The sequence below is a fragment of the Apolloniradiicaulis salifontis genome, assembly GCF_053756655.1.
The window spans coordinates 516,976-543,233 of record NZ_CM132387.1 but is presented as its reverse complement, the minus strand read 5'-3'; the positions used below and the strand labels follow the sequence as shown (position 1 = coordinate 543,233).

General features: G+C 66.1%; 19 protein-coding genes. 16 read left to right on the top strand and 3 right to left on the bottom strand.

The features are described from left to right. Positions 1-146: 146 nt before the first annotated feature. A complete protein-coding gene (locus tag ACWCOP_RS02545) occupies positions 147-2,831 on the bottom strand; it encodes a TonB-dependent receptor (protein WP_478249660.1) in 2,685 nt (894 codons plus the stop codon). Positions 2,832-3,155: 324 nt separating this feature from the next. On the opposite strand from ACWCOP_RS02545, the gene ACWCOP_RS02540 reads away from it, so the two are divergent. Then, positions 3,156-4,157, top strand: a complete 1,002-nt coding sequence (locus ACWCOP_RS02540) for a hypothetical protein (RefSeq protein WP_478249659.1) — start codon at positions 3,156-3,158, stop codon at positions 4,155-4,157. A gap of 80 nt (positions 4,158-4,237) precedes the next feature. Here ACWCOP_RS02540 and ACWCOP_RS02535 read toward each other — a convergent pair whose 3' ends face one another. Then, a complete protein-coding gene (locus ACWCOP_RS02535; protein ID WP_478249658.1) occupies positions 4,238-4,684 on the bottom strand; it encodes a hypothetical protein in 447 nt (148 codons plus the stop codon). A gap of 167 nt (positions 4,685-4,851) precedes the next feature. Between ACWCOP_RS02535 and ACWCOP_RS02530 the strand changes: the two genes are divergently transcribed. From ACWCOP_RS02530 to ACWCOP_RS02500, 7 genes are all read left to right on the top strand, one after another. Beyond that, positions 4,852-6,003 carry a PQQ-dependent sugar dehydrogenase gene (locus ACWCOP_RS02530; RefSeq protein WP_478249657.1) on the top strand — a complete coding sequence of 384 codons (1,152 nt, stop codon included), beginning with the start codon at positions 4,852-4,854 and terminating at the stop codon, positions 6,001-6,003. 102 nt (positions 6,004-6,105) lie between these two features. Next, positions 6,106-7,452: a serine hydrolase domain-containing protein gene (locus tag ACWCOP_RS02525; protein WP_478249655.1), complete on the top strand. Its 1,347-nt coding sequence runs from the start codon at positions 6,106-6,108 to the stop codon at positions 7,450-7,452. Next, positions 7,449-9,044 (top strand): GMC family oxidoreductase, encoded by a 1,596-nt coding sequence (locus ACWCOP_RS02520; RefSeq protein ID WP_478249653.1) that lies wholly within the window; start codon positions 7,449-7,451, stop codon positions 9,042-9,044. Before ACWCOP_RS02525 ends, ACWCOP_RS02520 begins: the two co-directional genes overlap by 4 nt. A 28-nt stretch (positions 9,045-9,072) precedes the next feature. Next, positions 9,073-10,509 carry a coniferyl aldehyde dehydrogenase gene (locus ACWCOP_RS02515; RefSeq protein WP_478249651.1) on the top strand — a complete coding sequence of 479 codons (1,437 nt, stop codon included), beginning with the start codon at positions 9,073-9,075 and terminating at the stop codon, positions 10,507-10,509. A gap of 36 nt (positions 10,510-10,545) precedes the next feature. Further along, a complete protein-coding gene (locus tag ACWCOP_RS02510; protein WP_478249650.1) occupies positions 10,546-11,703 on the top strand; it encodes an SMP-30/gluconolactonase/LRE family protein in 1,158 nt (385 codons plus the stop codon). Continuing rightward, on the top strand, positions 11,700-12,488 hold the full coding sequence (locus tag ACWCOP_RS02505; RefSeq protein ID WP_478249648.1) for an SDR family NAD(P)-dependent oxidoreductase: 789 nt from the start codon (positions 11,700-11,702) through the stop codon (positions 12,486-12,488). The genes ACWCOP_RS02510 and ACWCOP_RS02505 overlap by 4 nt, the downstream gene beginning before the upstream one ends. Before the next feature lie 58 nt (positions 12,489-12,546). Further along, positions 12,547-14,022, top strand: coding sequence for a methyl-accepting chemotaxis protein (locus tag ACWCOP_RS02500; RefSeq protein ID WP_478249647.1), 1,476 nt, complete (start codon positions 12,547-12,549; stop codon positions 14,020-14,022). A gap of 37 nt (positions 14,023-14,059) precedes the next feature. Here the strand turns inward: ACWCOP_RS02500 and ACWCOP_RS02495 are convergent, their stop codons facing one another. Continuing rightward, complete coding sequence (locus ACWCOP_RS02495) at positions 14,060-14,470, bottom strand: MerR family transcriptional regulator (protein WP_478249646.1); 411 nt, start codon at positions 14,468-14,470, stop codon at positions 14,060-14,062. 149 nt (positions 14,471-14,619) lie between these two features. Here ACWCOP_RS02495 and ACWCOP_RS02490 point away from each other — a divergent pair, with 149 nt between their 5' ends. The 8 genes from ACWCOP_RS02490 (at position 14,620) to ACWCOP_RS02455 (ending at position 25,842) form a co-directional block, all read left to right on the top strand. Continuing rightward, positions 14,620-15,513, top strand: coding sequence for an SDR family oxidoreductase (locus tag ACWCOP_RS02490; RefSeq protein WP_478249645.1), 894 nt, complete (start codon positions 14,620-14,622; stop codon positions 15,511-15,513). Then, on the top strand, positions 15,513-17,123 hold the full coding sequence (locus tag ACWCOP_RS02485; protein WP_478249644.1) for an acyl-CoA carboxylase subunit beta: 1,611 nt from the start codon (positions 15,513-15,515) through the stop codon (positions 17,121-17,123). The genes ACWCOP_RS02490 and ACWCOP_RS02485 overlap by 1 nt, the downstream gene beginning before the upstream one ends. A 374-nt stretch (positions 17,124-17,497) precedes the next feature. Continuing rightward, entirely contained in the window at positions 17,498-18,673 is a 1,176-nt protein-coding gene (locus ACWCOP_RS02480; RefSeq protein WP_478249643.1) for an acyl-CoA dehydrogenase family protein, read from the top strand. Next, a complete protein-coding gene (locus ACWCOP_RS02475; protein ID WP_478249642.1) occupies positions 18,666-19,454 on the top strand; it encodes an enoyl-CoA hydratase/isomerase family protein in 789 nt (262 codons plus the stop codon). Before ACWCOP_RS02480 ends, ACWCOP_RS02475 begins: the two co-directional genes overlap by 8 nt. Before the next feature lie 214 nt (positions 19,455-19,668). Further along, positions 19,669-21,651, top strand: coding sequence for an ATP-binding protein (locus tag ACWCOP_RS02470; RefSeq protein ID WP_478249641.1), 1,983 nt, complete (start codon positions 19,669-19,671; stop codon positions 21,649-21,651). A gap of 4 nt (positions 21,652-21,655) precedes the next feature. Next, positions 21,656-22,549, top strand: a complete 894-nt coding sequence (locus ACWCOP_RS02465) for a beta-keto acid cleavage family enzyme (RefSeq protein WP_478249640.1) — start codon at positions 21,656-21,658, stop codon at positions 22,547-22,549. Next, positions 22,521-24,350 carry an AMP-dependent synthetase/ligase gene (locus ACWCOP_RS02460; RefSeq protein WP_478249639.1) on the top strand — a complete coding sequence of 610 codons (1,830 nt, stop codon included), beginning with the start codon at positions 22,521-22,523 and terminating at the stop codon, positions 24,348-24,350. Before ACWCOP_RS02465 ends, ACWCOP_RS02460 begins: the two co-directional genes overlap by 29 nt. Further along, positions 24,331-25,842: a flavin-containing monooxygenase gene (locus ACWCOP_RS02455; RefSeq protein WP_478249638.1), complete on the top strand. Its 1,512-nt coding sequence runs from the start codon at positions 24,331-24,333 to the stop codon at positions 25,840-25,842. The genes ACWCOP_RS02460 and ACWCOP_RS02455 overlap by 20 nt, the downstream gene beginning before the upstream one ends. The last annotated feature ends 416 nt before the right edge of the window (positions 25,843-26,258 follow it).

Below are 26,258 nucleotides of genomic sequence, written 5' to 3'. Positions count from 1 at the left end.
CGTTCAAATGGCCGATGCAAGGCGCCCGCGCCGCGGCCGGTGACGGGAAGGTGCGGCAGGAGCGGCGTGGTGATCGCACCGCCGGACATGAAAACGGCGCCGGGATCGCTCCCGGCGCCGTCTCAATACACGCTTTGCGACCGGCTTTAGAAGCGGGCGCGCACGGTGAGGCCGTAGGTGCGAGGCTGGTTGGCGTAGGCCGAAGTCGACCCGGCCTGGAGCGTCGTCGGGAAGCCCGCCGTGTAATACTCGTCCTCGTTCAGGTTGCGCGCCCAAACCAGGATGTCGACATCATTGTTGAGATTGAGGCCGACCGAGGCGTTGAGCGTGCCGACCTCACGGGTCAGCGTGGCCGGCAGGCTGTTTCCAAGACCTGTCTCGGAGGCGTACTGATAGTCGGCCCGGATGAAGGCTTCGCCAAGGCTTACATCACGCGCATACTGGAAGCCGAACGAGCCCGCGAACTCCGGCACCCCTTCAACGTCGGCGCCTGAAAGATCGCCGCGGCCGTCGGCCACGCCGTCCGCCACGTCTTCCGGGCTGCCGCGTACGACGGCGGCGCCCGGATAGTCTTCAAACTGAGCGTTCATCCAGATGCCCGACAGATTGAAGGTCAGGCCCGGAATGGCGGACGGGTTGAACGAGGCGTCGAACTCCAGACCGTTAGCGCTTTGCTCACCGGCGTTGGTGACCGCGAAACCCGCGCCCTGGAACACCGAGGACTGGAAGTCCTCGATGGTCTGGTCGAAATAGGCGACGTTGACGAAGCCCCAGTTGAACTGGCCCTTCACACCGATTTCGAAGGTCTCGGTGATTTCCGGACGCGCGAAACGCTGGTTGCCGGCCACGCCCAGAGCCTCGGCGGTGTTGACGATGGTCGGAGCGCCAAGCGCGTTGTCGGCGGCGAGTTCGCCGGAGGCGCGCAGGGCTGCGATATCGGCCGAATTCGGACGGGTGTCCGGGGTCAGGTTCCAGGACGACGCCTTGAAGCCGCGAGAGAACGAGGCGTAGACGTTAAAATTGTCCGTCGCGTCATAGGCCAGCCGAAGCGTGTACGGCCAGTCGGAGTCGCTGGTTTCGCCGTCCTCGACCGAGTTCGGGAAGGGCGTCAGCGCGCCAAGCGGCTGCAGGCCCTGCTCGAACAGGGTCAGCAGCGGGTTGGACAGTGCAGCCCCGCTGCTGGGGAAGGTCGTAGAGGCGCTCGCGGCCGCAGCCTGGAGCGCTGCAAACACCGCCGGGTTCGCCGCCGCGAACGCGCCGACCTGTGCCGGATCTTGCGGGTTCGTGCCGGTGAAAAGCGGGTTTGCGCCAACCAGGCCGGCAAGCACAAGCGATTCGCCGATCGCGACCAGGTTCAGGTCAGAGAACGGGTTCGTGCGCACCACGTTGGTGAAGTCGACCTCTTTCTCGCTCTGGAAATAAGCCAGGCCCGCGGTCAGGGTCAGCCGTTCGGTGAGATCAAAGTCGACCTGACCGAAAATCTGCATCTGCCGGTCGGTCTGATCGGCGGTGAAGCGCGTTCCGCCGCCGTTGGCGTAGAAGGAGCCAGCCGGGAAGCCGGTCGCCATTTCAAGCCCCGTGATGGCGCTGGTCGACGCATCAGGAATGACGACGCCCGGCGCGATCGTGATGGTTCCGGACGCGGTCAGCAGATCGACATAGGCCCGCGCGTCGGCCCCATAGATGCGGGAGTCGGTGACTTCCATATCCTCGTTGGAGAAGAAGGCGCCGAGCACGTAGAAAGCGCGGTTGTTCCAGTCCCCGCTCAGGCGGAATTCCTGGGTGAAGGTTCCCACATCCAGCCCGCGAACGTTTTCGCCAAGCAGGCTGAGGGTTGTGAAGTCGCCTTCATAATCGACAAAGTCGTCATAGTTGCGATAGGCGGTGATCGAGCTCAGCGTCATGGTGTCGTTCAGCGTCCAGTCGGCCTGAAGCGACACGCCGGAGTTTTCAATCCGGTTCACATTCTCGAAATCGGACGCGATCTGATAGTTGAACCCGGCGCCTGCCGATGTCTGACCGCCCAGCAGGTTGCGGATCACGCCGCCGGTCGGGCCGTCAACCACACGGTCTGTGCCGCAGCACTGCTCGTCCATCTCGTCATAGTCTGCGATCAGGCGAAGCTGAAGATTATCGGTCGGCAGGAAGAGGAACTGACCGCGAACCGCCCAGCGATCACGATCGTTGAAGTCGCCGCCCGTTCCGACATTTTCATAATACCCGTCGCGCGTATTGCGGCTTCCCGATAGTGAGAACGCCATGTTTTCCGAGATCGGCCCGGTCACCGAGCCGTTCACGATGCGCTGGTTGTAATTACCGATCGTCGCCCCAATTTCAGCGCCGAATTCGAAACTGGGCTCTTCAGTGATGATGCTGACCACCCCGGACGTGGCGTTCTTGCCGAACAGGGTCGATTGAGGCCCGCGCAGAACCTCGATCCGCTCAATTCCCATGAGGTCGGACAGGGCCGAGCCCGCACGCGGCCGGAACACGCCGTCGATATAGACGGCCACAGACGGCTCGATGCCGGGGTTGTTCGCCCCGTTGCCCTGGCCGCGGATGATGAAGGTCGTGTTCGAGCTGCGCTCAAGCTGGCTGACCCTCAGGGACGGTACGACCGACTGAAGGTCGAGCGCATCGACGATCTGAGCGTTCTCGATGGTTTCAGTCGAAACCACGGTGACCGCGATCGGCACTTCCTGCAGCGTCTGCTCGCGCTTTTGCGCGGTGACGGTGATGATATCAGCCGACTGTGCGTAGGCGCCGGCGGTCACGACGCCGGCGGCCAGCGCCGTCGCACCGAGTGCGGCTGCTTTAAAAGAGCGATTCATTCGGGCTTCCTCCCCCTGAATTATGTAATGGCGGCTCAGCTCTGTATCGGCTGGGATTGTCCGCTCAATGCAGACCTTATGCCGCATTTCCCCTCCTTGTCATGCAGGCTTTGTATCCGGACAGTTAACCGTTGCGTTTTGAACACAGGGTTCGAGAAGTCCGAAAAAATTTTACGCGCGCGCCGGTTAACCCTTAACAAACCATGAAATGTGCTGAATGGTCATCGTCCGGCGCGCCGAGGGGCCGCCGTTCGTGATTGAGCCGACGACGCCGCGCCCCATGACGGCGCGCCGTCATCAGGCTCACCTTGGGGGGAAATCAATATGTTTCGATCCGTGCTGGCGGGCTCCGTCTGCCTGTCCTTCATCGTTGGCGGCGCTGCGGCCGCCCAGACTCCGCATCCGATTCAGGCGCCGGTGAATCTGCCGAACGCCGAAATCGGCCAGTGCTATCAGTTCGTGCGCATCGACGCGCAGTACGAGACGGTGATGCAGACCATCGTCGTCGCCGACGAATACGAGATCTTCGACGTCACCGATCCGCGCCTGGAAAGCCAGTCGCGCCGCTATGTGGCGCGCGAGGCGGGCCTGCGCTACCGCGTCACCGAGCCGGTCTACGAGACCGTGACCGAGCAGGTTCAGGTGCGCCCGGCCTATGTGCGCTACGAAGTCACCGAGGCCCAGACCCGCACCGTGCCCGAGCGCGTGCTGGTGCGCGAGGCGCGCATGGTCTGGCGCCGCGGCTATACCGAAGGCGCGCGTCAGGTGCGCCACGACCCGGAAACCGGCGAGATCTGGTGCCTGGTCGAGGAGCCTGCGGTCTACGAGACCATCCACCGCACCGTGCTGACCGCGCCCGCCCAGATTCGCGAAGTCGCTGTGGATCCGCAGTTCGAGACGATCTCGCGTGAAGTCCTGGTGCAGGCGGCCACGGTTGAGGAAATCCCGATCCCGGCCCAGCACGCCGACTACACCATCCACGTCCTCGCCCAGGAAGGCGGCGTGAACCGCCGGGTTTCCGAGCGCCGCACCCAGAGCGTGGCCCGTCACGAGCTGGTCTCGGGCGAGCGCTTTGAATGGCGCCTGGTCGATTGCGCCGCCATCGAGATCCCGGGACATCCCGACGCTCGCCCGCCGGCGCCGAGCCGTCACGGCGCCGCGCCGTCAACGACGCCGTCGGGCTCGGGCATGCGAGTACGCCACGCGCCCCAGGGCGATGATCCCCACCGCGATGTGGATTACGACCGCCGCGAAGCACGCCCCATGGCGTCCGTCAGCGGCACGCTGCACCCCGGAGCGCCCGCGCGCCGCACCGCCGGACGCTAGTCGGGCGTCAAGCCGAGCTCACAACAAAGACCGGGCGCCGGCTCATGCCGGCGCCTGGTTTGTTTGAACGCCTGAAGAGATCAGGAGCGCTTGGGGCCAGGCGTCAGCATGGCGTAGATCAGGCCCGCGGCGGCGCCGGCGCCCACCTGGGCCAGAAAGCCTGCGGTGGTGCGCGCGCCGGCCACCAGCTGCACGCCGAAGAAGACCTGCTCCATCAGCGTCAGCATCACGCCCATGGCCACAGCTCCAGCCACGGCGAACACGATTGCGCGCAACGGGCGCAACACCCGCGTCACAAGCGCCGCGGCGATGAAGGCTATCCCCAGCGCCAGCGCGATCAGCGCCGAATAGAGCGGAGCGAATCCGGCGAGATCATCACCGATCTGGCTCATCGCCTGGCCTGCGCTGATCTCTGCGCCCACAGCCTCCAGCATTCCAAGAACCATGACGCTGGACAAAACCGTGGCCGCAAAGCCCAGCGCGATGACCGCCGCCACATAGCCTCCGACAACCCTGACAAATCCCATGGCGTACGATCTCCCGGTCTGCAGCGGCGCGCGCATTCCGCACGTGAGGGCGCGGAGAGGCGCGGATTTTTTCCCCGCGCGCTTGGCCGCGCGCGCCTGATACTCCTAGAATGCCTCAGCGGCGCGCCGGCGCAAGGGCGCGCGCAAGATTGGTCAAGGGTGGGATGATGACGCGCACGACAGCGATGATGCGGCTCGCCGCGGCGGCCGGGGCCCTGGCGCTTTGCGCCTGCACCGCGCAGGAGATGCAGGAGCCCGCACCGGCGATGGCCGCCGACCTCTACTCTGTGGAGGAGATCGCTGGCGGGCTGGTCCATCCCTGGGACATCGAATTTCTGCCCGGCGGCGACGTTCTGGTGACCGAGCGCTCCGGCGCCCTGCGCCTGATCGCCGGCGGCGTGCTGGACGAGACCCCCATCGCCGGGGTCCCTCAAGTGTACGCCGAGGGTCAGGGCGGGCTGCTGGACGTGGTCGCCGCACCGGATTTTGCAGCCAGCAACATGGTCTATCTCAGCTATTCAACGGGCGAGGCGGACGCCAACACCACCGAGGTCTGGCGCGCGCGCCTGGAAGACGGCGCGCTGGTGGACGGGGCGCGGGTCTTCACCGCCGATCCCTTGCGCGACACGTCCAGCCATTTTGGCGGCCGCATGATTTTTCTGCCCGACAGCACCATCGTCCTGACCCTGGGCGACGCCTTCGCCTATAGAGAGCAGGCCCAGATCCGGCAGAACCATCTGGGGACCATTGTGCGATTCAATCCCGACGGCTCCATCCCGGCCGACAATCCCTTCGCCCTGGAGGAAGGCCCGGCCGCCTTTGTGCTGTCCTACGGCCACCGCAATGTTCAAGGAATCGCCTGGGATCCCCAGCGCCAGCTTCTCTGGGAGCATGAGCACGGCCCCCAGGGCGGCGACGAGCTGAACGTGATCGTTCCCGGCGCCAATTATGGCTGGCCCATCGCCACGGACGGCATCGACTATAACGGCGCGCGCATCTCGCCGATCACCAGCCATGACGGGTTCGAGGCGCCGCGCCGCGTCTGGGTCCCCTCCATCGCGCCGGGCGGCATGGCCTGGTATTCCGGCGCCCTGTTTGAAGGCTGGAGGGGCGATCTCTTCATCACCGCCCTCGCCGGTCAGGCGCTGCACCGTATCCAGCTGGACGAAGACGGCGCGGTGATCGGCGAAGAACGCTTGCTCACAGAGCTCGAGGCGCGCATCCGCCAGGTCGCCGAAGGCCCGGACGGCGCGCTCTACGTGCTCACCGACGACGCCGAGGACGGCAAGGTGCTGCGGATCAGCCCCGCCGGCGAGTAGGCGCCTGCGCCCAAGCACCTTCCGTTCGCTGCGTGAAAGGTGTTCACTATCCCCAATGATCCGCCGCGACTGAGATGGCGGACGCTTGAAGGGGAGGCGCGTGTGTTCAAGCGCATTGCAGCCGGGGCGCTGGTCCTGGCCCTGATCGTCGTTCTGGCCGCAGCCGGCTGGTATTACCGGCCCTGGTCGGATTATTCGCCGGCGCGCATCACCGCGCTGGACGATCCGGCGGAGTATCCGCAGACCTTCCAGCGCATGGCGGAGATCCTGCCCTCCGCGCCCATCGCGGCCAGTGCGCCCGCCCCGTTTCCGCTGGGCGAGGCGAGCCTGCCGGAGAGCTATCTCTATGACGGACAGGTGCGCTCGCTGGACGAGTATTTCGCCCGCGGCGACGTCACCGGGTTTGCGGTGCTTAAAGACGGCGTCCTGGTGAACGAGGCGTATTTTCAAGGCGCCGGGCCGGACACCACCCACACCAGCTGGTCGGTGGCGAAAAGCTTCGTGGCGACCCTGATCGCCCAGGCGCTGCACGAAGGCCTGATCGACAGCCTGGATGATCCGGCGTCGAAATACGCGCCGCAATACGAAGGCTCGGACTATGGCGACACAAGCCTGCGCCATCTTTTGATGATGAGCGCCGGCATGGACTTTCAGGAAGAATATTCGCCCGACCGCGAAAGCGATGTGCGCCCGCTCTTCTTCAACGCCTTCATCATGCGCCGCGATGTGGACGAGATGGTCGGCGAGATCGTCCGGGATCGCGAACCGGGTCAGGACCTGCACTATACCAGCCCGAATTCCCATGTGCTGTCTGCGGTGGTGCGCGGGGTTTATGACGACGATCTCGCGGCGATCGTGGAGGACAAGCTCTGGGGTCCGCTGGGCATGACCCATGACGCCAGCTGGCTGCAGAACCGGCCCGGCGAAGACGGCCAGGCCATCGGCTATTGCTGCCTTCAGGCCACCACGCCGGACTTTGCGCGCCTGGGCGAGCTTTACCGGCTCGACGGCGTCTGGAACGGCGAACGGCTTCTGCCCGAAGGCTGGGTTGAAAGCGCCACCATCCCCAACGCACCCTTCCAGGAGCCGGGCGAGACCGCCTATGGCGGGCGCGGCTACGCCCTGCATTTCTGGGTGCCTGAAGGGTATAACGGCGAGTATTTCGCCGCCGGGGTCTACGGCCAGTATGTCTGGGTGGACGCGCTTCGCGGCGTGGTGATCGCCCAGAACGCCGGCGATGAGACCTGGGGCGAGATTTCCGGGGAAGCCTTTGCGGTGTTCCGTGCGGTGGCCGAGCACGTCTCGCCCATCGAGGCCCGCTTTGAAGCGGTGGCGCTGGAGATCCGCGACGCGATCCTGGCCCGCCAGGCCGGGGGCGCGCCCGCCGATGACGGCTCCGCCGAAGCAGACGCGCGCCAGGACGACGCTGGAGAAGGCGGCGGCCAATGAGTGACGCCTTCGACTATGTCATCGTCGGCGCCGGGTCGGCGGGCTGCGTGCTGGCCGACCGGCTCAGCGAAAGCGGCGACCATCAGGTCTGCGTGCTGGAAGCCGGGGGCAAGGACGACAAGACCAATATCAAGACCCCGATGCTTCTGCAGTTCACGATCACGGACCCGAAGATCAACTGGAACTACTGGACGCAAGCGCAGAAGAACCTGAACGATCGCAAGCTGTTCTGGCCGCGCGGCAAGACGCTCGGCGGCTCCTCCTCCATCAACGCCATGCACTATATGCGCGGCGCGCTGGAAAACTACGATGAGTGGGGCGAGACCTACGGGGCGCAAGGCTGGTCGGGCGAGACCGCGCTGGAAGCGTTCAAGCGGGTGGAGAACAACGAGAACCATGGCGAGCCCTGGCACGGCCAGGGCGGTCCTTTAAACGTCAAGGACATCGCCCCGGTCAATCAGCTCACCGAGATGTACTGGGAGGCCTGCCGGCGCCGCCAGATCCCGGAAAATCCCGACCATAACGGCGCCAGCCAGGAAGGGTTCGGCGTCTATCAGGTGACCCAGAAGGGCGGCAAGCGCTGTTCGGCCGCCGACGCCTTTTTGAAACCCGCCATGCAGCGCCCCAACCTCACCGTGGTCACCGGCGCCCTGGTCCTGAAAGTCATGATCGAGGACGGCCGCGCTGCTGGCGTCGAGATCGAGATCGACGGCGAGGTCCAGCAGGTGATCGCCCGCAAGGAGGTGATCCTGTCGGGCGGCGCATTGAACTCGCCCCATGTGCTGATGCTGTCCGGGATCGGTCCGGCTGATCACCTTCGCGAGCACGGCATCGCCGTCGAGGTGGATCTGCCGGGCGTGGGTGAAAACCTGCAGGATCATCTGGATATTCTGGCGCGGGCCGGCACGAAGAAGCCGACCTCCATCGGCTATTCCATGAGGAAATTCCCGGCCACCGCCCGCGACGTGCTGCAATGGGCCGCCACGGGAACGGGCGGCTTCACCGTCAATCCGGTGCAGGGCTGCGGCTTTGTGAAATCAAGCCGCGCGAAGGATTTACCCGACATCCAGCTGGTCTTCATCCCGGCGCTCGCCAGCCCCCACGGCATGGAGACGCTGATGGGCCACGGGGTCAGCCTGCACGCCTGCCATCTCTATCCCAAGAGCCGGGGCCGGCTCACCCTGGCCAGCGCCGATCCGCGCGATCTGATCGCGATCGACCCCAACTATCTCGATGACGAAGAAGACGTGGCGGTGATGACCGACTGTCTGGAGATCAGCCGCGACATCTTGATGTCGGACGCCTTCGACGGAGAGTTCAAGGACCTCCAGCTGCCCGCCGATCCCGGCGCCACGCGCGCTGAGCTCGAAGACGAGGTGCGCAAGCGGGCCGAGACGCTCTACCATCCCACCTCCACCTGCGCGATGGGAACCGGCGAGCTCGCCGTCACCGACGCCCAGTGCCGGGTGCGCGGCGTTAAAGCCTTGCGCGTGGTGGACGCCTCGGTGATGCCGCGCATCGTCGGCGGCAACACCAACGCGCCCACCATCATGGTCGCCACGCGGGCGGCCGACATGATCCTGTCGGCCTGACCGCCGGCGCTTAGCCAGGGAGGTCATCATGACCGCCGAAACCATCGCTCACGAAATCTCCGGCGAACAGGCGCGCATGGCCAAGGTCTTTCGCGCCCAGAAAGAGGCGTTTGAAGACGAGCGCCATCGCACCATCGAGGATCGCAAGACCGATCTGAAAAAGATCGAGGCCATGGTCAAGGCGCGCGGCGATGATTTCGCGCGCGCCATCGACGCCGATTTCGGCCGCCGGTCCAGCGCCGAGACCGCCGTGGGCGAGTCCGGCTTCGTCATCGCCACCGCCAAGCACGCGCGCCAGCACCTGGTGCGCTGGGCGTCGGCGAAGAAAAAGCCCGTGCCCATGACCCTTGCGCCGGGGACCGCCTATGTGCGCCGCGAGCCCAAGGGCGTGGTGGGGATCGTCGCGCCCTGGAACTATCCCATGCAGCTGGCGCTGGCGCCGCTGGTGGCCGCGCTCGCCGCCGGCTGCCGGGTGATGATCAAGCCCAGCGAATTCACGCCCGCCACGTCGAGGCTCCTGAAGGAAACCCTCGCCGAGCTGTTCGCCGAGGATCATGTGGCGGTGATCGAGGGCGGACCCGATGTCGCCAAGGCGTTCTGCGACCTGCCCTTCGACCACCTGCTCTACACCGGCTCCACCCAGGTGGGACGCATGGTGGCCCAGGCGGCGGCGAAGAATCTGACCCCGGTGACGCTGGAGCTGGGCGGCAAGTCACCCACGGTCATCGCCCCCGATTTCGACCTCGCCCAGGCCGCCAAATCCATCGCCTGGGGCAAGTTCTTCAACGCCGGCCAGACCTGCATCGCGCCCGACTACGCCATGGCGCCGCGCGGCTCTGAAAAAGCCTTCGGTGAAGCGGTGATGGCCGAAGCTGATTCCATGTGGCCGAACGTGGCCGAGAACGCCGACTACACCGCCATCGTTTCCGAACGCCACCACGCGCGCCTCACTGACATGGTCGAGGAGGTGCGAAAGCAAGGCGCCACCGTGCTGCAGGCCGATTTCGACAAGGCGAAAGCCGGCAACACCCGCATCTTCCCGCCCACCGTGGTGATCGATCCGCCGCGGGACTCAAAGATGATGACCGAGGAGATTTTCGGCCCCATCCTGCCGGTGATCGGCCATGACGGACTCTCGGACGCAGCCAAATACATCAACAAGGGCGACCGGCCGCTGGCGCTGTACATCTACTCCAAGTCCAAGACCACCGCGCGGCGGTTTCTGGCGCGCACCATCTCCGGCGGCGCCGGGGTGAACATCCCCATGCTGCACATCTCGGTGGAGGACATGCCCTTCGGCGGGGTCGGCGCGTCGGGACAGGGCGCCTATCACGGCGAGTACGGGTTTCTCACCTTCACCCATGAGCGCGGCGTGTTCGAGGCGCCGGTCTGGCACCCCTCGCGCCTGGTGGCGCCGCCCTATGGCAAAGTATTTGAGTTCTTCAAAAAGCTGCAGACCGGATAGATCCGGGCTTCCACCGCAGACAGGGAGTGTTCCACGATGAAATGGATCGCCGCCATCCTCGCCACCCTGGCCCTCATCGTGGCGCTCGCCGCCTATGGGCCGGGCTCGCTGAACGCCATGAAGTTCGAGCCGAGCACGCCCGACCCCGCTCTGGAAGCGCTGTTTGATCAGACGCTTGAACCCGAAGCGCGCTTGGCCGAAGAGCTTCACGGCGCCGAGGATCTCGAACCCGGACCGGACGGCCGGCTCTACGCGAGCCTCGCCGACGGGCGGATCATGGCGATGAACGCCGACAGGACGTGGAGCGAAGTTTCCACGACCGGCGGCCGGCCCCTGGGCCTCGCCTTCGCCCCGGACGGCGCCCTGTTCGTCGCCGACGCCGAGCTTGGCCTTTTACGCATGGATGAAGGCGGGGAGTTCGAGGTCTGGCTGGCCGACGAGTCCGCTGGCGGGCCGCTGGTCTTCACCGACGATCTCACAATTCTTTCAGATGGTTCGGTGATCCTCACCGACGCCTCCAAACGCCATGGCTATGGCGCGCACATGGAGAGCTTCTTTGAAGGCGAGCAGACCGGCGCGATCTACCGCGTCACCGGTCCGGGTGCGTATGAAACCCTCGCCGAGGGTCTCGCCTTCATCAACGGTGTCGATCATAACCCCCTGACCGGGCAGGTCTTTATCAATGAGACCTGGGCCGGGCGGACCTGGAGTCTGGACCCGGAAACCGGGGATATGAGCGTTCTGATCGACGGCCTTCCCGGCTATCCCGATAATCTGGAATTTGATCCCGAAACCCGGCTGATCTGGATCGCCCTGCCCTCGCCGCGGTCCGTGGAACTGGACGGTTTATACCCGAACCCGTTCATCAAGCGGCTCGCCTGGCGCTGGATCCAGATCGCCGGCCTGCCGACTCTGCCGCCAACCCCGGCCATGGCGCTGGCGGTGACCCCAGACGGCGAGCCGGTCCATACCCTTCTGGGGCCTGATGATCGCGGCTCAGGCATCACCACGGCGACGCCCTGGAACGGCCAGCTCTACGTCTCCGGGCTGGAGCGCGACGGGGTGGACGTCTACGCGGTTCCCGAAGACATCGTGGGAACTCGACCCGCCGAGCCTGAAACCGATCCGTCAGACGCGCAGACCGAACTTGAGGGTGGTCCGGCGCCGGCGAGCGAGCCGATCGAGCAGCCATGACGGCCACGGCCCTGATCACCGGCGGCTCCAGCGGCATAGGTCTGGCGCTCTCGCGGCGTCTGGCCGCGCGCGGCTACCGGCTTTTATGGGTGAGTCTGGACGAAGCCGAGCTGGCCGCCGCGGTCGAGGCGGTGCGCGCGCAGACCCCGGGGGCCGAGATTGAAACCCTCGCCCTTGACCTGTCGGACGCCAGCGCCCCGGCCCGCGTGATGCAATGGGCGCAGGGGCTTGGTGGGGTGGATCTCTTGGTGAACAACGCCGGATTCGGCGTCTATGGGCCCAGCCGGGATCTCGCCGCTGAAGCGGAGGCGAAGATGATCGCGGTGAACGCCGGCGCGCTCCATGGGCTCACCCGCATCTTCCTGAAACCCATGGAGGATCGCGGTGGCGGCGTGATCGTGAACATCTCATCCAATTCCGCCTACACCCCGGCGCCCAATCTGGCCGTCTATGCGGCCACCAAGGCGTTTGTGAAGCATTATTCAGAGGCCCTGACCCAGGAGCTGGAGATGGCGAAAAGCCCGGTGCGGGTGATGACCGTGTGCCCCAGCGCGATTCAGGACACTCCGTTCAAGACCCGCGCCGGCATGGACGGGGTGCGGACGTTTGAAAGCTTCACCGCCACCACCGCCGAGGAGGTCGCCGGCGATATTCTCAAGGGTCTGGACCAGGAAAAACGCTTCGTTCTAACCGGCGCCGCCATGCGCCGCGCGCTGGTGCTGATGAAGGTTCTGCCCGCCCCGGTGCTGCGCTGGATGACTCGCCGGGAAACGGCGCGGTTATAAAACAATTCATTAACACAGCAGGAGCATGGTACCCGGAGTTTAGTATTGGGGATTCGCCATGTTTGCTTTCACCGGACACCGGGAACCGCGCCTGGACGCGCTTGAGAAATCCTACGCCGTCATCGAATTCAAACCTGACGGCACGATCCTGAAAGCAAACGATAACTTCCTGAAAACGCTCGGCTACGGCGCAGATGAGGTGGTGGGCAAGCATCACCGCATGTTCGTGGATCCCGAAGACGCCGCCTCGCCCGATTACGCCGCCTTCTGGGCCGATCTCGCCGCGGGCCGTTTCAAATCAGCCGAGTTCAAGCGCGTCGCCAAGGGCGGACGCGAGGTCTGGATCGAGGCGACCTATAACCCGGTCGTGAACGCCCGAGGCCAGGTCGAGCGCATCATGAAGCTGGCGGTGGACATCACCGCACGGCGCGTGGCGCGCTTCGACTTTGAAAGCCAGATCGCCGCCATCAACCGGTCCCAGGCGGTCATCGAATTTTCCATGGACGGCACGATCCTCAAAGCCAATCAGGCCTTTCTGGACTTCATGGGCTACAAGGCCGAAGACATTGTCGGCAAGCATCACCGCATGTTCTGCGACAAGGACTATACCGCATCAGCCGAATACAAGACGTTCTGGGACAAGCTGGGCCGCGGCGAGTTTCACTCCGGCGAATTCAAGCGCCTTTTGAAATCCGGCGAGGATGTCTGGCTGCGCGCCACCTATAACCCGGTGATGGACATGAAGGGCAAGCCCTTCAAGGTCGTGAAGCTGGCCACCGACGCCACCGCCGCCGTCAAGCAGCGCCTCGCCCGCGAAGACGTCCAGGCCGAGATCTCCCGCGAGCTCCAGTCCGTCGCCGAAGCCGCCGCCAGCACGTCCAAGGAAGCCACCGAGGCGGCGGGCGCCTCCACCGACGCAGCCGAGAACGTGCAGGCCGTCGCCGCCGGCGCCGAGGAGCTGGCCGCCAGCTTCCAGGAAATCAGCCGGCGCGTGAACGAAGCTCTGGAAGTCTCCCGCGACGCGGTGGGCCAGGCGGACGAGACCCGCGTCCTGATGGACGCCCTGGCCGGCTCGGCGCAAGCCATCGGCAAGGTGGTCGAGCTGATCAACTCCATCGCCGACCAGACCAATCTTCTGGCGCTGAACGCCACCATCGAAGCCGCCCGCGCCGGCGAAGCCGGCAAGGGCTTCGCCGTCGTCGCCAGCGAGGTGAAAACGCTGGCCGGTCAGACCTCCAAGGCCATCGAAGAGATCTCCGCGCAGATCGGCGCGGTCCAGAGCCGGTCCGCCAGCGCCACCGAAGCCATCGCCCGTATCAGCACCGTCATCGGCAGGGTTGATGAAATCGCCGCCGGCATCGCCTCGGCCGTGGACGAGCAATCAGCCGTCACCCAGGACATTTCACGCAATATGGCCACCGCCGCCGAAGGCGTCGCCAGCGTCAACCGGTCGGTGAGCAATATCGCCGCCGCCTCCAATCAGGTCGATGCAGCCACCAGAAGCGTCCGCCAGGCCGCCGCACGCCTGGGCTAAAGGCTCCGCCGCATTTCGACACACGTTGCGACGTGCTCTAACCCCGCCGCTGCGCCAGGCGCTCCCTGGCGCCGTCATGGATAGTGCGCAGCTCTTTCAGCGTAGTGTCGATCTGGGCGCGCTTGGCCTCCAGGGCCTCGATCTCGCGCGCGGTCTTGTCGATGACGAATTCCAGCTGGCGCACCCTTCCCTCGCCCTCCTGGCCGTAAAGCTCCAGGAAGGTCTTGATGTCCGACAGGGTGGAGCCGATGGCCTTGGCGCGCAGGATCAGGCCGAGGCGCGTGCGGTCGGCTTCGGTGAAGACGCGCTGGGCGCCCACCCGGCGTGGCTTCAGGAGCCCCTTGGATTCATAGAAGCGGATCGTGCGCTGGGTCACGCCGTGATGGGCGGCGAGCTCGGCGATGCCGTAAAGCGTTTCTGCGCCGGCGCGCTGGGCCGTGTCGTCCATGGTCGAATACCCCTGTTGGAAATCACGATAAGCCGAACCTGCTTCCCTTAACAAGAGGCGCTTGACGTATACGTCAGTCCGCGAGAGATTGACGCCCATGACAAGAGCCCCGGCTGAACCGGGCCGGTCAGGGAGGAGACGGGCGAGAGATGAGCGAAACCGCCGAAAACGCCCGCTATGACAGCGTCTTCAGACCCGGTCTTTTCAAAGGCCGGGTCATTCTTGTGACCGGCGGCGGATCCGGGATCGGCCGCTGCATCGCCCACGAGCTGGCGAGCCTCGGGGCGCACCTGGTGCTCATCGGCCGCAAGCCGGAGAAGCTGGACGCGGTCAAAACCGAGATCATCGAGGACGGCGGTTCGGCGCAAACCCGCGCCTTCGACATTCGCGACGAGGAGGCGGTGAACGCCGCGGTGGCTGAAATCACCGCCGAGCATGGCCGCATCGACGCGCTGGTGAACAATGCCGGCGGACAGTTCCCCGCCGAAGTCGCCGACATCTCCAAGAAGGGCTGGGACGCGGTGCTCGCCACCAATCTCACCGGCGGCTGGCTGATGATGCGCGCGGCGTTCAACGCCTCCATGAAGGAACGCGGCGGCGCCGTCGTGAACATCACCGCCGACATGCACCACGGCATGCCCGGCATGGCCCATTCGGGCGCGGCGCGGGCGGGGATGGAGAATCTCACCAAGACCGCGGCGCTGGAGTGGGGAAAGTACGGCGTGCGCGTGAACGCCGTAGCGCCGGGCTGGATCGCCAGTTCGGGCATGGACACCTATGGCGGCGCGTTCCGCGCGGCGATCCCGTATCTCAAACAACACCTGCCCGCCCAGCGCCTGGGCAGCGAAGCCGAAGTCAGCGCGGCGGTGGTGTTCCTGCTCTCGCCGGCTGCGGCCTTCATCACGGGCGTCCAGCTTCAGGTGGATGGCGGCGCCCCGCTGGGCGAGCGCCACTGGCCGCTGGAAGCCCACGACAAGAGCGAGGTGTTCAACGGCTTTCACCGCGCGGTGGACCCGAAGGTCCTGCGGGGCGAAGATAGCTGATGCCGAAGCTCACCTCCCGCCTCAATACCGGATCCGACGATTATCGCCGCGCCGTGGACGCCATGGCCGAAAAGCTGGCCAAGGTGCGCGCGCTGGAAGATCAGGTGCGCGCCAATTCTGAGTCCAAGAAGGCCCGGTTTGAAGAGCGCGGCCAGATCCTGCCCCGCGAGCGGGTGGCGCGGCTGCTGGACCGCGACCGGCCGTTTCTGGAGATCGCGCCGCTGGCCGGTCTGAACATGCACGATGATGACGGCGCGCGCGGCGCGTCGGGCGGCGGCATGGTCACCGGGATCGGCGTGGTGGCGGGAAAGCGCTGCGTGGTCAGCGCGTCCGACAGCGCCATCAAGGGCGGCACCATCGCGCCCATGGGTTTGAAGAAATCCCTGCGCGCCCAGGAAATCGCGTTCACAAACAAGCTGCCCATGATCCATCTGGTGGAGTCCGGCGGCGCGAACCTGCTCTATCAGGCGGAAATCTTCGTCGATGGCGGGCGCAGCTTCGCCAATCAGGCGCGCATGAGCGCCGCCGGCATCCCGCAGATCGCGGTGGTGCACGGCAGCTCCACCGCCGGGGGCGCGTACCTGCCGGGCCTGTCCGACTATGTCGTGCTGGTGCGCGAGAAATCGAAAATCTTCCTGGCCGGACCGCCGCTTGTGAAAGCCGCCATCGGCGAGGATTCCGATGATGAATCCCTCGGCGGCGCCGATCTCCATGGCGAGGTCACGGGGCTTGGCGAATACGTCGCCGACGACGACAAGCAGGCTCTCGCCTATGCCCGCGAGATCCTGGACAAGCTGAACTGGGACGCCGCCTCGCCGCCCTTCGACGGCGAAGGCCCGGCCTATCCGGCTGAGGACCTGATGGGAATCGTGCCGGCCGATGATCGCACGCCCTATGACGTGCGCGAGGTGATCGCGCGCCTGGCGGACGGCTCGGACTTTCTGGAATTCAAGGCGCGCTACGCGCCGGAGACCGTGTGCGGCCACGCCCGCATCGGCGGACATCTGGTGGGCCTGATCGGCAATAACGGGCCGATCCAGCCGCAGGGCTCCACCAAGGCCGGCCAGTTCATTCAGCTCTGCGATCAGTCGAACACGCCGCTGATCTTCCTGCAGAACACCACCGGCTACATGGTGGGCACGAAGGCCGAGCGCGACGGCGCCATCAAGCACGGATCAAAGATGATCCAGGCGGTGGCGAATGCCCGCGTGGCCAAGATCACCATCGTGCTGGGCGGCTCCTACGGCGCCGGCAATTACGGCATGTGCGGGCGCGGCTTCGACCCCCGCTTCATCTTCGCCTGGCCCACCGCGCGCACCGCGGTGATGGGCGGCGCCCAGGCCGCCAAGGTGATGGAGATCGTCACCCGCCAGAAAAACGCCCGCGCCGGCGTGGACACCGACGAGGAGAGCCTCGCCCAGATGTCGGCCATGATCGAGCAGGGCCTGACCGATCAGTCCCAGGCCCTGTTCGCCAGCGCGAGGCTTTGGGATGACGGAATCATCGACCCCCGCGAGACCCGCGCCGTGCTCATCGAAGCCCTGAACATTTGCGCCGAGGGCGAGGCGCGGACGCTAAAGGCGAACACGTTCGGGGTGGCGCGGCTGTGAGGAATGACTCGCCCCGGATCAACGGAGCCGCGGTGCGTCCTTCGAGGCTTTTTCTTCGAAAAAGACTCCTCAGGATGAGGACTGCCGGACTCCATCTTTATCCTCATCCTGAGGTGCGACCGCGGACTTCGATCCGGGGGAGCCTCGAAGGACCTTCAAAGCAAGGCGCTGCAGCACTCCTCCCCCTTCGCGGGGGAGGTGGCCCGAAGCTCCGCTTCGGGACGGAGGGGGTGTTCGCGCCATCCTTCATAACGCTCACGCCTGCGGCTCACCCCCACCCGACCGCGCCTTACGGCGCGCCCACCCTCCCCGCAAGGGGGAGGGAGTTCAAGATGCTGCGCCACCCACTTTCTCCGCTGAGAGGAGCCTGACCCATGAACTTCACCCCTGAACACGACGCCCTGCGCGACACGGTCGCGAAATTCGTGACCAACGAAATCAATCCCCACGTGGAAGCCTGGGAGGCGGCCGGCGAGTTTCCCTCCCACGAGGTGTTCAAGAAGATGGGCGATATGGGCCTTCTGGGCCTGCGCTGGCCGGAGAAGTACGGCGGCGCCGGGCTGGACATGTCCTACAGCCTGGTCCTCGCCGAGGAGCTGGGCCTCATCGATTGCGGCGGCGTGCCCATGGCGATTGGCGTGCACACCGACATGTGCACGCCGGCGCTGGCGCGCTTCGGGTCTGAGGAATTGTGTCAGGAGTTCCTCGCCCCGGCGATTTCCGGCGACATGGTGGGCTGCCTCGGCGTCTCCGAAGCCGGCGGCGGATCGGACGTGGCGGCGGTGAAGACCAACGCAAAATCCGACGGCGACGACTATGTCATCAACGGCTCGAAAATGTGGATCACCAACGGTCTGAAAGCCGACTGGTGCTGCCTTCTGGCCAACACCTCCGACGGCAAGCCGCACTCCAACAAGTCGCTGATCATGGTGCCCATGGATACGCCGGGCATCGAACGTCAGAAGATCCACAAGATCGGCATGCACTCCTCCGACACCGCCCAGATCTTCTTTGACGATGTGCGGGTGCCCAAGCGTAATCTCATCGGCGAGGAGGGTGCGGGCTTCATCTATCAGATGCTGCAATTCCAGGAGGAGCGCATCTACGGCGCCGCCTCCAGCCTGAAGGCGTTCGACCGCCAGATCGACCTGACCATCGAATACACCAAGGAGCGCAAGACCTTCGGTCAGCCGCTGCTGGACAATCAGGTGATCCATTTCCGCCTGGCCGAGCTTCGCACCGAAGTCGAGCTCTTGCGCTCGCTGGTGTATCGCTGCGTGGAGGATTTCAACGAGGGCAAGGACGTCACCAAGCTCGCCTCCATGGCCAAGCTGAAGACCGGGCGGCTGGCGCGCGAGATCGCCGATTCCTGCCTGCAATACTGGGGCGGCATGGGCTACACGGCCGACAATCCCTTGAGCCGCGCCTTCCGCGACGGGCGCCTGATCTCCATCGGCGGCGGCGCGGACGAAATCATGCTGGGCATCATCGCCAAATACGAAGGCACGCTGCCCAAGCGTAAAAAAGAGGCGCCCGCCGGCAATGCCTGATGTGGTTGAAAAACGCCGCGAGGCGGGGGTGCTGCACCTCACGCTGAACCGCCCCGAATTGCGCAACGCCATGTCGCTGGCCATGGTGGACGCCCTGCTGGACGGCCTCAAGGAGGCCGAGACGGCGGGCGACCGGGCGGTGGTGCTGCGCGGCGCCGGCGGGCATTTCTGCTCCGGCGGCGACATCAAGGACATGGGCGCGGCCCAAGGCCGCCCGGTCACGGACACCGATCCGGTGGCCGAGGTGAACGCCCGCTTCGGCAAGCTCTGCGCCGCCTACGCCGAGACCGGCCTTCCAGTTGTGTGCGTGGTGGAAGGGGCGGTGATGGGCGGCGGGTTCGGGCTGGCGTCTGTCGCGGACGTGGTCATCGCCGAAGAAAGCGCCCAGTTCCGCCTGCCTGAAACCGGGCTGGGCCTGATCCCGGCGCAGATCGCGCCCTTCCTGGTGGAGCGGCTCGGCTACTCAGAAGCACGCCGCCTGGCTGTCACCGGCGGAAGGCTCGACGCCCGCCAGGCGATCCAGATCGGGCTCGCCCATCATCTGTGCTCCGGCGAGGGCGCGCTGGACAAGGCGCTCGCATCGACGCTGGACCAGATCAAGCTGGGCGCGCCGGGCGCCATCGCGGCCACCAAAACGCTCATGCGCCGCGCCCGCCTTGAAGACCCGGCGAGCCTCGTCGCCGACGCCGCCGCCGCCTTCGCCACGGCCGCCCGCAGCGAAGAGGGCGCGGAAGGCATGACGGCCTTTCTGGAGAAGCGCAAACCGAAATGGGCGCAGTGATGGGTCGCGCGCCGCACCCCCTCCGCCCCGCGCTGCGCGCGGCGCACCTCCCCCATGAAGGGCGAGGACAGAGTACGGCGTTTTTTGTCCCTCCCCTTCATGGGGAGGGTGGGCGCGCCGCAGGCGCGGTCGGGTGGGGTGCGGCGCCGCATCTTGAAAGCCTGACGCCACGCGCCACCGAGCCCGCCATGGCGCGCAAGGACCGGACACTCTCATGCTGACCCGCCCCTTCACTTCCGTGCTCGTCGCCAATCGCGGCGAGATCGCCGTGCGGGTGCTGGGTGAGGCGCGGGCGGCGGGGATGCGGGCCATCGCCGTGTATTCCGACGCCGACGCGGGCGCCCTTCATGTGCGCGAGGCCGACGAGGCGGTGCGCATCGGCCCGGCGCCGGCGGGTGAGAGCTATCTGAACATCGCGGCGATCCTTGATGCGGCGAAGACCACCGGCGCCGAGGCGATCCATCCAGGCTACGGGTTTCTGAGCGAAAACGCAGCCTTCGCCCGGGCGGTGATCGAGGCGGGGCTGATCTGGATCGGTCCGCCGCCCGAAGCCATCGAGGCCATGGGCGACAAGGCGCGCGCCAAGGCGCTGATGATCAAGGCCGGCGTGCCCTGTGTGCCCGGCTGGCAGGGCGCCGAAGGAGACATTGCCCAGGGCGGGGAGCAGGACGACGCGGCGCTGAAAGTCGAGGCCGACGCCATCGGCTATCCGCTGCTCATCAAGGCCGTGGCCGGCGGCGGCGGGCGGGGCATGCGGGTGGTGCGCGACACGGCCGCGTTTGACGAGGCGCTGGCCTCGGCCCGGCGCGAGGCGCAGTCGAGCTTTGGCGATTCCACCGTGCTGCTGGAAAAATTCATCGAACGCGGCCGCCATGTGGAGATCCAGATCTTCGCCGACGCCCACGGAAACACGATCCATCTGGGTGAGCGCGACTGCTCGGCCCAGCGCCGGCGCCAGAAAGTGATCGAGGAAGCGCCCTCGCCTGCTGTCGATGCTGACCTGCGCGCGCGCATGGGCGCGGACGCGGTCGCGGCGGCCAAGGCGGTGAACTATGTGGGCGCGGGCACGGTGGAGTTCCTGCTGGACGATGAGGGCGCGTATTACTTCCTGGAAATGAACACCCGGCTGCAGGTGGAACATCCGGTCACCGAGGAGGTGACCGGGCTCAATCTGGTGCAGCTGCAGTTCGACCTGGCCGCCGGCGCGCCGCTGCCGCTGACCCAGGACGACGTGGCGCTCACCGGCCATGCGGTGGAGCTGCGTCTCTATGCGGAAGATCCGCTCAACGGCTTCGCGCCGCAATCGGGCGAGATCGCCTGGTACGACCCGGAGACCGCCGATCTGCGCGTGGATTCAGGGGTCGAGACCGGCGACCGGATCGGGACCGATTATGACGCCATGGTCGCCAAGCTGATCGGCGTCGGCGACACCCGCGACGCGGCGCTGGACAGCCTGCGCGATCATCTGCGCCGCGCGCCGCTGCTGGGCGTCACCACCAATCGTGATTTCCTGCTGCGCCTGATCGACGATGCGCGCTTTCGCGCCGGGGAGATCCGCACGTCCGATCTGGACCAGTGGGCGGAGGACAAATCCGGGCCGTTCGAGCCGGTCGCGATACCCTTCGAGGCCTGGGCCGTCGCCGCGGCGCACCTGGCCGATCCGCGCGGACCCGTGCTGCGCTCCGGCTCGGTGAGGCGGTTTGAAATCGACCTGGAAGCCGGCGGCGAGACCGCCACGGTTCAGGTGAAGCAGACTCCCGGCGGCGGGGTCATCGTCACGCACGGCGAGGAGCAGGCGCAGATCGCCGTCCTCAGCTTCGGCGACGGCGCGCTGACCCTGCGTCAGGACGGGCGCACGCGGACCTTGCCCGCGGCCAGGACCAAAGACGGCGCCCTGCATCTGGGCCTGCCCGGACAGATGGTGCGCGTGAAGGAGCCCTCCCCCGTCAACCGCGATCCAGCCGCCGATCCGTCGAAGATCACCGCCCCAGTGTCTGGCGCAGTGGCGATGGTGAATGTGAAGCCGGGCGACGCGGTGAAGGCCGGCGACGTGCTGGCCGTGATGGAGGCCATGAAGATGGAGATGCGCCTCACCGCCGACGCCGACGGAACGGTGAAGGCCGTGAATACCGAGCCCGGCGCGCAAGCGGCGAGCGGATTCGTCTTGATCGAACTCGATTTAGCAGCTCAGGATTAAACCCATGACCAAGGCCGTCCTCACCTGCTCGCTGAACGGCGTGCTGACCAACCCCAAAACCCATCCTGTTCCGGTGACGCCTGAGCAGATGGCGAAAAGCGCGCGCGAGGCGTTCAACGCCGGCGCGTCGGTCATGCATGTGCACTATCGCATGCAGGACGCCGATCATGGCCATTTCCCCAGCTGGGACCCGGACGTGGCCGCCGAGATCGTCGAGGCGATCCGCAGCGAATGCCCCGGCGTCATCATCAACTCCACCACCGGCGTGGTGGGCCCCGACGTCTCCGGCCCGGTGGCGGTGGTCAAGCGGGTGAAGCCCGAGGTCGCGGCCTGCAACGCCGGGTCTCTGAACTATCTGAAACTCAAGCGCGACGGGTCCTGGGCCTGGCCGCCCATGATGTTCGATAATCCGGTGGAGAAGATCCAGACGATGATCGACGCCATGAACACGGTGGGCGCGCACCCCGAGTTTGAATGCTTCGACGTGGGCATCGTGCGCTGTGTGAACATGTATATCGAGAACGGCATGGCGCCGGCGGCCCACTATAATTTCGTCATGGGCGTGGCGTCGGGCATGCCGGTGGACGCCCGGCTTCTGGAGCTTCTGCTCGACTACAAGCGCGAGGGCGATCCCTGGCAGACGACGCTCATCGGACGCGAGGAGATCTGGCCGGTGCACCAGCGCACCGCCGAGCTTGGCGGCATGCTGCGCACGGGCCTCGAGGACACCTTCTATCTGCCGAACGGCGAGCGGGCGACCGGCAACGGCCAGCTCATCGATGCGCTGGCCGACTGCGCCCGCAAGGCGGGCCGGGACATCGCGTCTCCTGAGGAGGCGCGCAAAATCATGAAATTGCGGGAGGACACCCATGGAGGCGCGCGCGAGCGAACTGCCTAGGATCGGCGACGCGAAGCTTTTTCCGTCGACCCCGGCCCGGCTCATCGAGCAGGCCCGCGTCCGCCCGGACGCGGCGGCCTACAAGACCCATGACGGCTCCGGCTGGGTGGCCACGAGCTGGAAGGACTACGCCGACACCACGCGCCGCGCCGCCCGCGCGCTTGTGGCGCTGGGCGTGCAGCCGGACGATTGCGTGGCGATCCTCGGCTATAACCGGCCGGAATGGACCACCATGGCCATCGCCGCCATGGCCGCACGCGCCCGCCCCGCCGGGGTCTACTGGACCAGCGCGCCGCCGGAGATCGCCTATATCCTGCAGCACTCCGAAGCGCCGGTGTTTCTCGTCGAGACCGCCGAACATGTGGAGCAGGCGCTGCAGCTGAAGGCCGAATGCCCGCATCTGGAGACCATCGTGGTGATGGAGGGCCCCGCCGGCGATCACCCGGACGTGCTCTCCTGGGGCCAGTTCCTGGCGCTGGGCAAACCCGATTTCGACAACGCCGTCTCGCAGCGCATGGCCGCCATCGAGGAGGAGACGGTGGGCGTGCTCATCTACACCTCCGGCACCACAGGCCCGCCCAAGGCGGTGATGCTCACCCACGGCAATCTGTCCTGGTCCTCGGCCATGCTGGTGGACATGTTCGGGGCTCAGATCGGCGACAAGACGCTCTCCTACCTGCCCATCGCCCACGTGGCCGAGCAGCAATCCAGCGTGCACAATCACGTGGTCTCCGGCGCGACGCTGCACTTTGCGCGCTCCATGGACATGCTGGCCGAAGACCTCAAATCCGTGAAGCCCACCGTGTTCTTCGGCGTGCCGCGCGTCTGGGAGAAGATGCACGAAACCCTGCGCGCGCGCATCGGCGAAGCCACCGGCACGAAAGCCAGGCTCGCCGCCTGGGCCATGAAGACCGCAAGGCGCTGGCACGAGGTGAAGCTCGCCGGCGAAACGCCGGGACCGCTCCTGAGCGTGCAGAAAAACCTCGCCAATGCGCTGGTGCTGTCGAAGATCAAGGCTGCGCTGGGCATGGACGAGGCGCGCATGCTGATCTCCGGCGCCGCGCCGATCTCGCCGGAAGTTCTGTGGTTCTTCGCCGGGCTCGATCTGATCATCCATGAAGGCTACGGCCAGTCGGAGACCAGCGCCCCCACGGCCTTTTCGCGGCCCGGCGCCGTGCGCTTCGGTTCGGTGGGAAAGATGATCCCGCACATGGAGAGCCGCCTCTCTGAAGAGGGCGAGCTGCAGGTGCGCGGGCCCAACGTGTTCGCCGGCTACATGAAGAATAACGAAGCCACCGAGAACACGTTCACCCGCGACGGCTGGATGAAGACCGGCGACATCGTGCGCATGGACGAGGACGGCTTTGTCTACATCACTGGGCGCATCAAGGACATCATCATTACCTCGGGCGGCAAGAACATCACACCGGCCAATCTGGAAACCGATCTGATGAACGCAGCGCTCATCGAGCATGCGGTCGTGGTGGGCGACGCCCGCCCCTATCTCACCGCACTGCTGACCCTGTCCGAAGACGGGCTTGGCGATTTCGCCAGGAAGCAGGCGGTGTCGCCGGATGAGGCGCGGGGGAGCGAGGCGCTGACCGCCGCCCTTCAGGCCTATGTGGATCAGGTCAACACCCGCCATGCGCGGGTGGAAAACGTCCGCAAATTCAGGGTTCTTGACCATGCCTTAAGCGTGGAGAACGGAGAATTGACGCCGACCCTGAAAGTGCGCCGCAACGTGGTCGTGGACCGCAACAAGGCGCTGGTGGACGAGATGTATGCCAAGGACGACGCCTGAACCCGAACGGCCCTTCGGCAAGCGCCATACCGACCTGCCCGCCGAAGTCTCCGTCGCCGTCATCGGCGCCGGCTTCGCCGGAATCGCCATGGGCCATCGGCTGAAAGAGGAAGGCGTGAAGGACTTCGTCATCCTCGACCGCGCCGACGGCGTGGGCGGGGTGTGGCGGGCGAACACCTATCCCGGCGCCGCGTGCGACGTGCCGAGCCATCTTTATTCCTTCTCCTTCTTCCTCAACCCGGCCTGGAGCCGGAAATTCTCGCCCCAGAGCGAAATCCTCGCCTATCTGGAGCGGGCGGCCGACGAGCTTGGCCTGCGCCCCCATCTGCGCTTCAACCGCACGGTCACAGCCATGGTGTTCGACGCGGACGCCGGGCGCTGGACGCTTAAATTCTCCGACGGGGCGCAGATGACGGCGCGCGCCGTGGTCAGCGCCGTGGGCCAGCTCGCCGAGCCGTCCGTGCCGCAGATCAAGGATTTTGAGCGCTTTGAAGGCCCCATGGTCCATACCGGCGCCTGGAACCCGGACGTGGATTACGCCGGCAAGCATGTGAGCGTCATCGGCAATGCGGCCAGCGCCGTGCAGCTCCTGCCGGAAATCGCGAGGACCGCCCGCTTGGTCACGGTGTTCCAGCGCACGCCCAACTGGGTGATCGAAAAGCCCGACCGCGCCTTCACGCCCCTGGAGCAATGGCTGTTCGCCAAGGCGCCAGGATGGCACAGGCTCTATCGGCGCGTCAGCTACCTGATCCACGAGGCGCGCTTTCCCGCCTTCCTCTCCAACTCGCTGGCCAGCGCCTACACCCGCAGCCGGCTCAAAGCCCAGCTGAACAAGCGCGTGCCTAACAAGGGCCTGCGCGAAATGCTCACGCCGGAGTACGCGCCGGGCTGCAAGCGCATCCTCTTGTCCAATGACTATCTGGAGACGCTGCAGCGCAAAAACGTCCGCCTCATCGCCCGGCGCGCCGCGCGCCTTGAAGCCGATGCGATCCTCACCCCGGACGGCCAGCGCGTGCCCGCCGACGCGATCATTTTCGCCACCGGCTTCAACGCCACCGAATTTCTGTCCAGCCTCGACGTGGTGGGGCTCCAGGGCCAGACCCTGAAAGAGCACTGGGCGGGAACCCCGCGCGCCTATCGCGGCGTGGCGGTGTCGGGGTTTCCCAACCTGTTCATGCTCTACGGGCCGAACACCAATCTGGGCCACAACTCCATCATCTTCATGCTGGAGCGCCAGGCCGAATACGTCGCCCGGCGCGTCGCAAAGCTGATCTCGCAGCGCATCAAGGTGATGGACGTCACGCCGGAAGCCGAAGACGCGTTCAACACCCGGCTCCAGAAAAAGCTCGCCAAGACCGTATGGGCCGGCGACTGCCCCAGCTGGTACAAGACCGAAGGCGGCGTCATCACCAATAACTGGTCAGGTCTGGCCACCAGCTTCGCCATGACGCTGAACAAGGACGACGAGGCGAACTGGCGCCTGGCCCGCTGACCGGTCCGCAAACCCGGTCATCCCCGGCCGGCCGCCGCAGATCCCGGTCTTCCCCCCGGCCCCCAAGCCGGGGATGAAACCGGGAACCGGGTATAGATTTGCGGCGGCATCCAGCTTCAACGGCTCTCCAGACCGCCCCCCTTTCGTCATCCCCGCGAAAGCRGGGACCCAGTGCGGCCKYGCAGRCGCTTTATCCGCCGCTGTCATCCCGGCCGGAGCGCGTCAGCGCGCAGAGCCGGGACCTCACACATTGCAGATGAAGCTTCCGGGTTTCAACGGCTTGAGGTCCCGGCTCTGCGCCCGCGGGGCGGGCTTGGCCGGGATGACAGCGTAGAACTTATCCGCCCCCWCTYTCSCCTCCCSCATAATCACCCCCGTCATCCCGCAGGCGAGGCCGCTCCGGAGCGTCCTGTTCG

What these genes read in the sequence shown, in the direction of transcription:
- ACWCOP_RS02475 (WP_478249642.1), top strand. Translation starts at nt 18,666, where the DNA reads ATGCCTGATGTGGTTGAAAAACGCCGCGAGGCGGGGGTGCTGCACCTC.
- ACWCOP_RS02495 (WP_478249646.1), bottom strand. Translation starts at nt 14,470, where the DNA reads ATGGACGACACGGCCCAGCGCGCCGGCGCAGAAACGCTTTACGGCATC.
- ACWCOP_RS02530 (WP_478249657.1), top strand. Translation starts at nt 4,852, where the DNA reads ATGACGCGCACGACAGCGATGATGCGGCTCGCCGCGGCGGCCGGGGCC.
- ACWCOP_RS02505 (WP_478249648.1), top strand. Translation starts at nt 11,700, where the DNA reads ATGACGGCCACGGCCCTGATCACCGGCGGCTCCAGCGGCATAGGTCTG.
- ACWCOP_RS02515 (WP_478249651.1), top strand. Translation starts at nt 9,073, where the DNA reads ATGACCGCCGAAACCATCGCTCACGAAATCTCCGGCGAACAGGCGCGC.
- ACWCOP_RS02510 (WP_478249650.1), top strand. Translation starts at nt 10,546, where the DNA reads ATGAAATGGATCGCCGCCATCCTCGCCACCCTGGCCCTCATCGTGGCG.
- ACWCOP_RS02460 (WP_478249639.1), top strand. Translation starts at nt 22,521, where the DNA reads ATGGAGGCGCGCGCGAGCGAACTGCCTAGGATCGGCGACGCGAAGCTT.
- ACWCOP_RS02455 (WP_478249638.1), top strand. Translation starts at nt 24,331, where the DNA reads ATGCCAAGGACGACGCCTGAACCCGAACGGCCCTTCGGCAAGCGCCAT.
- ACWCOP_RS02480 (WP_478249643.1), top strand. Translation starts at nt 17,498, where the DNA reads ATGAACTTCACCCCTGAACACGACGCCCTGCGCGACACGGTCGCGAAA.
- ACWCOP_RS02545 (WP_478249660.1), bottom strand. Translation starts at nt 2,831, where the DNA reads ATGAATCGCTCTTTTAAAGCAGCCGCACTCGGTGCGACGGCGCTGGCC.
- ACWCOP_RS02470 (WP_478249641.1), top strand. Translation starts at nt 19,669, where the DNA reads ATGCTGACCCGCCCCTTCACTTCCGTGCTCGTCGCCAATCGCGGCGAG.
- ACWCOP_RS02465 (WP_478249640.1), top strand. Translation starts at nt 21,656, where the DNA reads ATGACCAAGGCCGTCCTCACCTGCTCGCTGAACGGCGTGCTGACCAAC.
- ACWCOP_RS02535 (WP_478249658.1), bottom strand. Translation starts at nt 4,684, where the DNA reads ATGGGATTTGTCAGGGTTGTCGGAGGCTATGTGGCGGCGGTCATCGCG.
- ACWCOP_RS02500 (WP_478249647.1), top strand. Translation starts at nt 12,547, where the DNA reads ATGTTTGCTTTCACCGGACACCGGGAACCGCGCCTGGACGCGCTTGAG.
- ACWCOP_RS02490 (WP_478249645.1), top strand. Translation starts at nt 14,620, where the DNA reads ATGAGCGAAACCGCCGAAAACGCCCGCTATGACAGCGTCTTCAGACCC.
- ACWCOP_RS02540 (WP_478249659.1), top strand. Translation starts at nt 3,156, where the DNA reads ATGTTTCGATCCGTGCTGGCGGGCTCCGTCTGCCTGTCCTTCATCGTT.
- ACWCOP_RS02520 (WP_478249653.1), top strand. Translation starts at nt 7,449, where the DNA reads ATGAGTGACGCCTTCGACTATGTCATCGTCGGCGCCGGGTCGGCGGGC.
- ACWCOP_RS02485 (WP_478249644.1), top strand. Translation starts at nt 15,513, where the DNA reads ATGCCGAAGCTCACCTCCCGCCTCAATACCGGATCCGACGATTATCGC.